10 protein-coding genes, 1 pseudogene and 1 riboswitch are annotated in these 7,965 nt (G+C 72.0%); of the genes and pseudogenes, 10 read left to right on the top strand and 1 reads right to left on the bottom strand.

Going from position 1 to position 7,965, the window contains the following annotated elements:
• Positions 1 to 371: MFS transporter (locus TA90_RS06170; protein ID WP_043535160.1), on the bottom strand; the 371-nt coding region annotated here is incomplete at its 3' end.
• A 174-nt stretch (positions 372 to 545) separates the two neighbouring features.
• Here TA90_RS06170 and TA90_RS06165 point away from each other — a divergent pair.
• The 10 genes and pseudogenes from TA90_RS06165 to TA90_RS06130 all read left to right on the top strand — a co-directional run.
• Positions 546 to 1,040: a MarR family winged helix-turn-helix transcriptional regulator gene (locus TA90_RS06165; protein ID WP_082031523.1), complete on the top strand. Its 495-nt coding sequence runs from the start codon at positions 546 to 548 to the stop codon at positions 1,038 to 1,040.
• A 95-nt stretch (positions 1,041 to 1,135) separates the two neighbouring features.
• Positions 1,136 to 1,260: riboswitch (FMN riboswitch) on the top strand.
• 61 nt (positions 1,261 to 1,321) lie between these two features.
• Positions 1,322 to 2,098, top strand: coding sequence for an ABC transporter permease (locus TA90_RS06160; RefSeq protein WP_043535158.1), 777 nt, complete (start codon positions 1,322 to 1,324; stop codon positions 2,096 to 2,098).
• A 13-nt stretch (positions 2,099 to 2,111) separates the two neighbouring features.
• Positions 2,112 to 3,167: an ABC transporter substrate-binding protein gene (locus TA90_RS06155; RefSeq protein WP_043535156.1), complete on the top strand. Its 1,056-nt coding sequence runs from the start codon at positions 2,112 to 2,114 to the stop codon at positions 3,165 to 3,167.
• A gap of 67 nt (positions 3,168 to 3,234) precedes the next feature.
• Complete coding sequence (locus TA90_RS06150; RefSeq protein WP_043535154.1) at positions 3,235 to 3,498, top strand: phosphoribosyl-ATP diphosphatase; 264 nt, start codon at positions 3,235 to 3,237, stop codon at positions 3,496 to 3,498.
• An 8-nt stretch (positions 3,499 to 3,506) separates the two neighbouring features.
• On the top strand, positions 3,507 to 4,352 hold the full coding sequence (gene hisG / locus TA90_RS06145) for an ATP phosphoribosyltransferase (RefSeq protein WP_043535152.1): 846 nt from the start codon (positions 3,507 to 3,509) through the stop codon (positions 4,350 to 4,352).
• A pseudogene (locus TA90_RS13790) lies at positions 4,235 to 4,981 on the top strand (WYL domain-containing protein); the annotation flags it as partial. The gene hisG and the pseudogene TA90_RS13790, both read left to right, overlap by 118 nt.
• A gap of 108 nt (positions 4,982 to 5,089) precedes the next feature.
• On the top strand, positions 5,090 to 5,326 hold the full coding sequence (locus TA90_RS16085) for a WCX domain-containing protein (RefSeq protein ID WP_052450577.1): 237 nt from the start codon (positions 5,090 to 5,092) through the stop codon (positions 5,324 to 5,326).
• Complete coding sequence (locus tag TA90_RS13150) at positions 5,319 to 5,855, top strand: hypothetical protein (RefSeq protein ID WP_052450576.1); 537 nt, start codon at positions 5,319 to 5,321, stop codon at positions 5,853 to 5,855. Before TA90_RS16085 ends, TA90_RS13150 begins: the two co-directional genes overlap by 8 nt.
• A 12-nt stretch (positions 5,856 to 5,867) precedes the next feature.
• Positions 5,868 to 6,299, top strand: coding sequence for a helix-turn-helix transcriptional regulator (locus tag TA90_RS13145; protein WP_052450575.1), 432 nt, complete (start codon positions 5,868 to 5,870; stop codon positions 6,297 to 6,299).
• Positions 6,296 to 7,965 (top strand): DEAD/DEAH box helicase (locus tag TA90_RS06130; protein ID WP_043535161.1); only part of this gene is annotated, 1,670 nt, incomplete at its 3' end. The genes TA90_RS13145 and TA90_RS06130, both read left to right, overlap by 4 nt.

The following is a 7,965-nucleotide window of genomic DNA, read 5'->3' as shown; positions in this document are numbered from 1 at the left end:
AGCAGGCTGATGCCCTGGGGGGTGATCCTGTTGGCCACTCCCTGGAGCGCGCGTCCGAGGACCATGAGCGGCAGGGTCGTGGACAGGGCACACAGGACCGATCCGACGAACAGCGGGACCAGTGCGACCAGGATCATGCGCCGATTGCCGAGGATGTCGGCGAGCCGTCCCAGCACCGGCATCGACACGGCGCCCGTGAGCAGCGTGACGGTGATGATCCAGGAGGTGTTGGTCGCCGAGGTGGAGAAGATCTCGGGGAGGGAACCGATGAGGGGGATGACCAGCGTCTGCGTGAGGGACGAGGCGATGCCGGCCGCGGCGAGCACGGCGACGGTCCTGCTCGCACCGGTGTCCTGGCGGGTGTGGTCCATGTGGCTCCTCACGGCCGGGTGGCCGGCGCTCGGGTGCGGCACCACGCGCCGGGCCACCCGGGGGGGGCGGCGGCGGGGCGCGGCGACAGCGTATGTGTAGCGTGCACACGCTATGCCTGTTGCACATGATGTGCACAGTGCAGATCTGCGATCCCTGCCACTAGGATCAGGGGGATGGACCACCACGAGGCAGCCCCGACCGACGACGGGGGAGGGGACAGGGACGAGGACGTCTCCGCCGTCGAGCACGAGTCGATGCTCCTGGGACGACACCTCTCACTGATCTCGGGCCACCGACGCAACCACGCCCGACTGGACCGTTCGGCCTACACACTCCTCGCCCGCATCCGCATGGGCCCCATGAGCATCTCCGAGCTGGCCCGGGTCACCGGTCTGGACGCCTCGACCCTCAACCGCCAGACCTCCGCCCTGCGTTCCTCCGGCCTGGTCACGCGCATCCCCGATCCCGAGGGGGGACTGGCCCGCAAGTTCCGGATCACCCCCCGCGGGGAGGAGCTCTACGCCGAGCAGCGCGGGATCAACGTCCACGCCCTCCACCGGGTGCTGGCCGGGTGGGACGACGAGGACGTCGAGCGCTTCGCCCACCTGCTCTCCCTGTTCAACCGTGGCATCGAGGAGGTGTCGGGCCGGGTCTGGGAGGACTCCTGACCCGCCCCGCCCCCGGGATGGCACACCTCGCCGGGCCCGTCCCGGGTCAGTGGTGGACCCGCGGGCATCCCCCGGCCGATCCGTGGCACAATGGGCCCATGCTCCGGGGTCGGTGAGATTCCGAACCGGCGGTGAGAGTCCGCGACCCGCCCCTCGTGGGGCGGTTGAACCGGTGGGATTCCGGTACCGACGGTGAAAGTCCGGATGGGAGGAGCAGCGACGGGGTGCCCCTGGCATCCCGCGCGCGCCGTTCGTCGCCCCGGTACCGAGAAAGGTCCGTCGTGGCGCGCAGCTCCCGTCCCTCCGGTGCGATCACCGTCGTCGCCCCGACACTGGCGCTGGTGGCGCTGGTGGGGTTGTGGTGGGCACTCAGCGCAGTCGCGGGCGTCGAGTCCTGGATCCTGCCCGGACCCGGTGAGGTCGCCCGTCGTGCGGTCGACCTGCTGTCCCAGCAGTGGATGTGGCGCCGCATCGGCGTCACCGCCGGCGAGGCGTTCCTGGGTTGCGTGGTCGGCGCGGCGGTGGCACTCCCCATGAGCTGGGCGATCTACAAGTCCCGCGTCTTCCAGGCGGCGGTCGAGCCCTTCCTCGGGGCGACCCAGGCGATCCCGGCGATCGCCCTCGCGCCCCTGCTCGTCCTGTGGATCGGGTACGGGCTCGCCGCCGTGGTCGCCCTGTGCGCGCTCATGGTCTTCTTCCCGATCCTCGTGTCCACCGTGCTCGGGCTGCGCCACCTGGACCAGGAGGTCCTCGAGGCCGCCGAGCTGGACGGGGCGTCGGGGTGGGTCATGGCCCGCACGATGGAGATCCCCCTCGCCTCCCCCTCGATCCTCGCGGGCCTGCGCAACGGCTTCACCCTGTCCGTCACCGGCGCGGTGGTGGGGGAGATGGTCATGGGCGGGACCGGACTGGGGGCGGTCCTCAACCAGCAGCGCGTCAACATGGACACCGCCGGGATGTTCGTCACCATCGGCATCCTCTGCACGCTCGCGATGGGCGTGTACGCGGCCATCTACCGCATCGAACGGCGCCGGCGCCTGGCCGGCGCCCCGTCCTGAAGGAGGACACACCATGAGGAATCGACTCGTCACGGGCCTGGCCGCCCTCGTCTGCGCGGGCGCGCTGGCGGCGTGCGGGACGCAGGCCGACCCCTACGGCGCCTCCGGTGCCGCCTCGGGCGGGGACGGCACGCAGTCCTCCGGGGGGTCGGGCGGTTCGGCCGTGACCATCGGCCTCACCTACATCCCCAACGTGCAGTTCTCCCCCGTCTACGTCGCCGAGGACGACGGCATCTACCGGGCGGCCGGGCTGGATACCACGATCCGCCACCACGGGTCCGACGAGGCCCTGTTCACGGCCGTGGCCACCGGGGAGGAGGACGTCGTCGTCGCCTCGGGGGACGAGGTCCTCCAGGCCCGCGACCAGGGACTCGACCTCGTGTCCATCGGCGCCTACTACCGCAGCTACCCCGTGGTCGTCATCGTGCCCGAGGACTCCTCGATCAAGACCCTCGCCGACCTCGCCGGGAAGCGCATCGGGGTGCCGGGGGAGTACGGCTCCTCGTGGCTGGGGCTCCTCGCGGCCCTCGACCAGGCGTCCCTGACCCAGGACGACGTCGACGTCGTGTCCATCGGCTACACCCAGCAGGCGGCCCTCACCTCCGGGCAGGTCGACGCCGTGGTCGGGTTCACGAACAACGACCTCGTGCAGTTCCAGCAGGCGGGCGCCGCGGTGCGCGCCCTCGAACTCGACCCCGACTCCGTGCCCCTGGTGTCGGCCTCGATCATCACGACCCACGAGTGGCTCGATGCCCATCCCGACCAGGCGCGCGCGGTCGTGGACGCGACCGTCGCGGGCATCCAGCGGGTCGTCGACAACCCCCAGCACGCCATCGAGGTCACCCAGCACTACGACCAGACGCTGACCGGCGCGGACGCGGTTGAGGGTGCCCGGGCGGTCCTGGCGGCCACGACGAAGCTGTTCCTGGGCACGGACGACACGGTGAGCGGTGAACAGGACCTCGAGCGCTGGCGCGCCATGGGTTCCTTCCTCAAGGGAGTGCCCGACATGCTGTCCTCCGCCCCGGACATCGACGCCGCCGTCACCAACGACTACGTCTCGCGGTGACGGTGCGTGCGGTGACCGCAGGGTGGATGGTCGCCCGGGGGCGTCCTCGTCCGGCTATCCTCGTCCCGTGACTTCCTTTGACGCACTCTTCGCCGAACTCTCCCAGAAGGCCCAGGACCACACCGAGGGGTCCGGCACGGTCGCCGAACTCGACCGGGGGGTCCATGCCATCGGCAAGAAGATCGTCGAGGAGGCCGCCGAGGTGTGGATGGCGGCGGAGTACGAGAGCCTGGACAACTGCGCCATGGAGATCTCCCAGCTCCTCTACCACGCCCAGGTGATGATGATCGCGAAGGGGCTCACCCTCGACGACGTCTACGCCCACCTGTGAGGACCCCCATGCTCCGCATCGCCGTGCCCAACAAGGGCTCCCTGTCCGAACCCGCCATCTCGATGCTCTCCGAGGCCGGCTACCGCACGTCGAGGCGGGGGCGTGAGCTCGTGCTCACGGATCCCGCCAATGACGTCGAGCTGTTCTTCCTGCGTCCCCGCGACATCGCCGTGTACGTCGGCCGTGGGCAGATCCAGGTGGGCATCACCGGGCGGGACCTCCTCCTGGACTCCGGCACCGACGCCCGCGAGTACCGTCCCCTCGGCTTCGCCCGCTCGACGTTCCGCTTCGCCGCCCCCAGCGGGGGGATCTCGGAGCTCGCGCAGGTCCAGGGCAAGCGTGTCGCCGCCTCCTACGACCACCTCGTGCGCAGCTACCTCGCCGACCACGGCATCGAGGCCGACGTCGTCCACCTCGACGGCGCCGTGGAGTCCTCGGTGCGCCTGGGGGTCGCGGACCTCATCGCCGACGTCGTCGAGACCGGCACGACCCTGAGGGCCGCGGGCCTGGAGGTCTTCGGGGAGCCCCTCCTGGAGTCCGAGGCGGTGCTCGTCACCCGTGACGAGTTCCGCGACGACCCGCGCCTCGCCACCCTCGACCGGCGCCTCCAGGGTGTCCTCGTCGCCCGCTCCTACGTCCTCGTCGACTACAACGTGCGCGAGACCGACCTGGAGGCCGCGATCGCGATCACCCCCGGGTTCGACTCGCCGACCATCAGCCCCCTGGTGGACACCGAGTGGATGGCGGTGCGTGCCATGGTGCGCGCCGACGGGGTCAACCTGGTGATGGACCGACTCCACGACGCGGGTGCGCGCGGCGTCATCGTCACCCAGTTGGCGGCGTCCCGTCTCTGACCACGGGCCGACAGGCCCTAGGCTGGGCACGTGAGTCCCGCCGTCCCGACCAACCTCCGAGTCCTCAACCTGTTCTTCGACCTCCTCTCCTCCGAGCGGGGCCGCACGAAGGAGCAGCTGAGGGGCACGTCGGGCTATGCGGGGCTCAGCGACTCCGCCTTCGAGTCACGCTTCCAGCGCGACAAGGACGCCCTGCGGGCCTCCGGGGTGGTGCTCGACCTCGTGGGTCCCCCCGGCGCCGAGCGCTACCGCGTCTCGCCCGCCTCCTTCCCGGGCAGCGGCACCCACCTCACCCCCACCGACCTCTCCCTCGTCCACATGGCGGTGCGCGCCTGGTCCTCGGTGCCCACCGCGCGGCAGGACGTCCTGATGTCGAAACTCAGGGCCCGCACCGTGGGGGACGGCCCCGGCGCGGACGCGCCCGTGGTCCTGGACCTGGAGGGCGCCGAGGTGGTCGCCACGGTCATGGACGCCCTCGCCGGCACCAGCCCCTCGGCTTCACCTACACCTCCGCCTCCGGGACCGCCGAGCGGGCGGTCGAGCCCTGGCGGCTCGTCCTGCGGGGACGCGCCCTCTACCTGTGGGGGTGGGACCTCGACCGGGAGGCCCCGCGACTGTTCCGGCTCTCCCGCATCCACTCCGGTCCGGAGCGCCTCGGGGAGCCGGGTGACGCCCAGGTCCCGCCCGAGGACCTGCCGGACCCCTTCGAGGAGCTCGTCGTCTCCCCGCGTCTGCGGGTGCGGGCGGGGGCGGCCCACGAGGTCCGCCTGCGCGCCACCGGGATCCACAAGGGCGAGGACGGCTGGGACGTGGTGGACGGCGCCCCCGACGAGATCCACTCCTGGATCTCCGCGGTCCTGCCCGTGGCCACGGACGTCGTGGTCCTGGGACCGGCGGCGCTGCGCGACGAGGTCCTCACCCGCCTGCGAGCCGCGCGGGACTGGCACCGCGCGGGGGAGGGACACCATGCCTGAACACGTCGAGGTCGGTACCGCGCGTCTCCTGTCCCTCGTGAGCTGGATCGGGGAGCACCCCGGCGTCACCGTCGCGGAGGCGGCCGGGCACTTCGGGCGCACACCGCGCCAGCTGCGCCGCGACGTCGAGACGCTCGGGGACGTCGGGGACTCGCTGCCGGGCAGTTCCTTCGAGGTCGACTGGGACCTCCTGGCACGGGAGGACCGCCTCAGGGTCCGCACGACCCTGGGCCTGGACCTCCCGCCGAGCCTGACCCGTGCGGAGGTCAGTGCCGTCCTCGTGGGCCTGCGGGCCATCGCCCCGGTCCTCGACGAGGACCTCCGCCGACGTCTGACGGCCACGGCGATGGCCGTGAGCGCACTGGGTGCGGGCAGCGGGGACGTGGCGGGGGGGTTGACGGTGAGCCGACCGGACCGCCACGACGACCGCCTGGACCTCCTCCACCACGCCCTGGCGCGGAAGGTGCGGGTGACCTTCGACTACACCTCGCCCGGGGGGCGTGTCAGCGCCCGTGAGGTCGATCCCTGACAGCTGCGACGGATGCGCGACGGGTGGGTGCTGCGGGGGTGGTGTCTGACGGCCGACGCCGCCCGGACCTTCCGCGTGGACCGCATCTCGGACCTGCACGCGACGGTGGAGCCAGTCGTCCACCACGAGGCCCTGCCCGACACCGCGCCCGGGGAACGGGTCCGGATGCGTCTGTCCGCGCCCGCCCAGTGGGTGCTCGACGAGGTCGCCTGCGAGGTGGTCGAACGCGGGGACGGGGCGTTCACCGTCGACGTGCCCGTGTGGAGCCGCGGATGGGTCGCGGCCCTCCTGGTGGACGTCTCCCCCCACCTGCTCGACGTCGAGCCGCCCTCGTGGGCGACCGCGATGGGACGCCTGGCGGGGGAGGCCCTGGAGGTCTGGGACGGGGAGGAGGGCCGGACCGGGGACGGGACGGCCCCGGACGGGACGGGAGAGACACGATGAGCCCCAGACGCAGACGGGTGAGACGGCCCTCGGGTGAGCCCGCCGCACCCCCGCAGGGCATGGAGGACGCAGCCCCCTCACAGCGCTTCGAGGCCTTCCGGGAGCACCAGCACTTCGAGTCGAGTGAGCGCCGGGAGTTCATCGACACCCTCGGCTTCGAGCCCGACCCCTTCCAGCTGGAGGGCATGGAGGGGGTGGAGGACGGGGAGTCGGTGCTGGTGGCCGCACCCACCGGCGCCGGCAAGACGGTCGTGGGGGAGTTCGCCACCCACCTGGCGGTGCGCCGGGGACACCGTGCCTTCTACACGACGCCCATCAAGGCGCTCTCGAACCAGAAGTTCGTCGACCTCCAGACCCGCTTCGGTGAGTCCAACGTCGGCCTCCTCACGGGGGACACCTCCGTGAACCCCGGGGCGCCCGTGGTCGTCATGACCACCGAGGTCCTGCGCAACATGATCTACGCGGGCTCCGACCTCTCCGACCTCACCCACGTCGTCCTCGACGAGGTCCACTACCTCGCCGACCGCTTCCGTGGACCCGTGTGGGAGGAGGTCATCATCCACCTGCCCGCCCACGTCTCCGTGGTGGCGCTGTCGGCGACGGTGTCCAACGCAGAGGAGTTCGGCGCCTGGATGCGCGAGGTGCGTGGCTCCTGCCGCATCGTGGTCTCCGAGCGGCGTCCTGTCCCCCTCTACCAGCACATGATGGTCGACTCGGTGCTCTACGACCTCTACGCGCCGGGACGCGAGGGGAACGGGTCCGGCAGCCGCCTCAACCCCGAGCTCCTCGCCGCGGTGTCCCCCGGGGGGCGCGCCGTCCCCCGGACCCGGGGCAACGCGGGGCGGCGGTGGCAGGCGCACGAGGGCGGCCCCGGACACCCCTCCGCACGGGTACCCGCGCGGCGTGAGTCCCGTTCCTCGGTGCTCATCACCCTGGACCGGGCGCACCTCCTGCCCGCCATCGTCTTCATCTTCTCGCGCGCCGGGTGCGACGACGCGGTGCGCGCCGTCCTGGCCTCGGGGATCGTCCTGACGTCGCGGGGGGAGGCCCAGCGCATCCGCGACGTCGTGGAGGAGGCCGTGGCCACGATCCCCGCGGAGGACCACGCCGTCCTCGGCGTCGACCGGTGGGCGGCCGCACTCGAACGCGGGATCGCCGCCCACCACGCGGGTCTCCTGCCCGTCATGAAGGAGACGGTCGAGAAGCTCTTCACCCGGGGGCTCGTCCGGGTCGTCTACGCGACGGAGACACTGGCGCTGGGCATCAACATGCCCGCCCGCACCGTCGTCATCGAGTCCCTGCAGAAGTGGAACGGCGTCGCCCACGTGCAGCTCTCCGCGGGGGAGTACACGCAGCTGTCGGGGCGTGCGGGGCGGCGCGGCATCGACGAGGAGGGCCACGCCGTGGTCCTGCACCGCGGGCGCGTGGCCCCCGAGGAGGTCGCGGCCCTGGCGTCCCGGCGGACCTACCCCCTCATCAGCGCCTTCCACCCGACCTACAACATGGTGGTCAACCTGCTCACGCACTCCACGCGGGCGGACACCCGCGACGTCCTGGAGACCTCCTTCGCGCAGTTCCAGGCGGACGGCGCGGTGGTGGGCATGGCCCGACGGGCACGTGAGCTCCAGCGCGACATGGACCGGCTCGGGGAGGAGGTGGAGTGCGA

The organism is Actinomyces polynesiensis (assembly GCF_000820725.1).
GTDB classification, from domain to species: domain Bacteria; phylum Actinomycetota; class Actinomycetes; order Actinomycetales; family Actinomycetaceae; genus Pauljensenia; species Pauljensenia polynesiensis.
The sequence above is the reverse complement of the archived record's forward strand: the minus strand, read 5'-3'. Positions and strand labels throughout refer to the sequence as shown.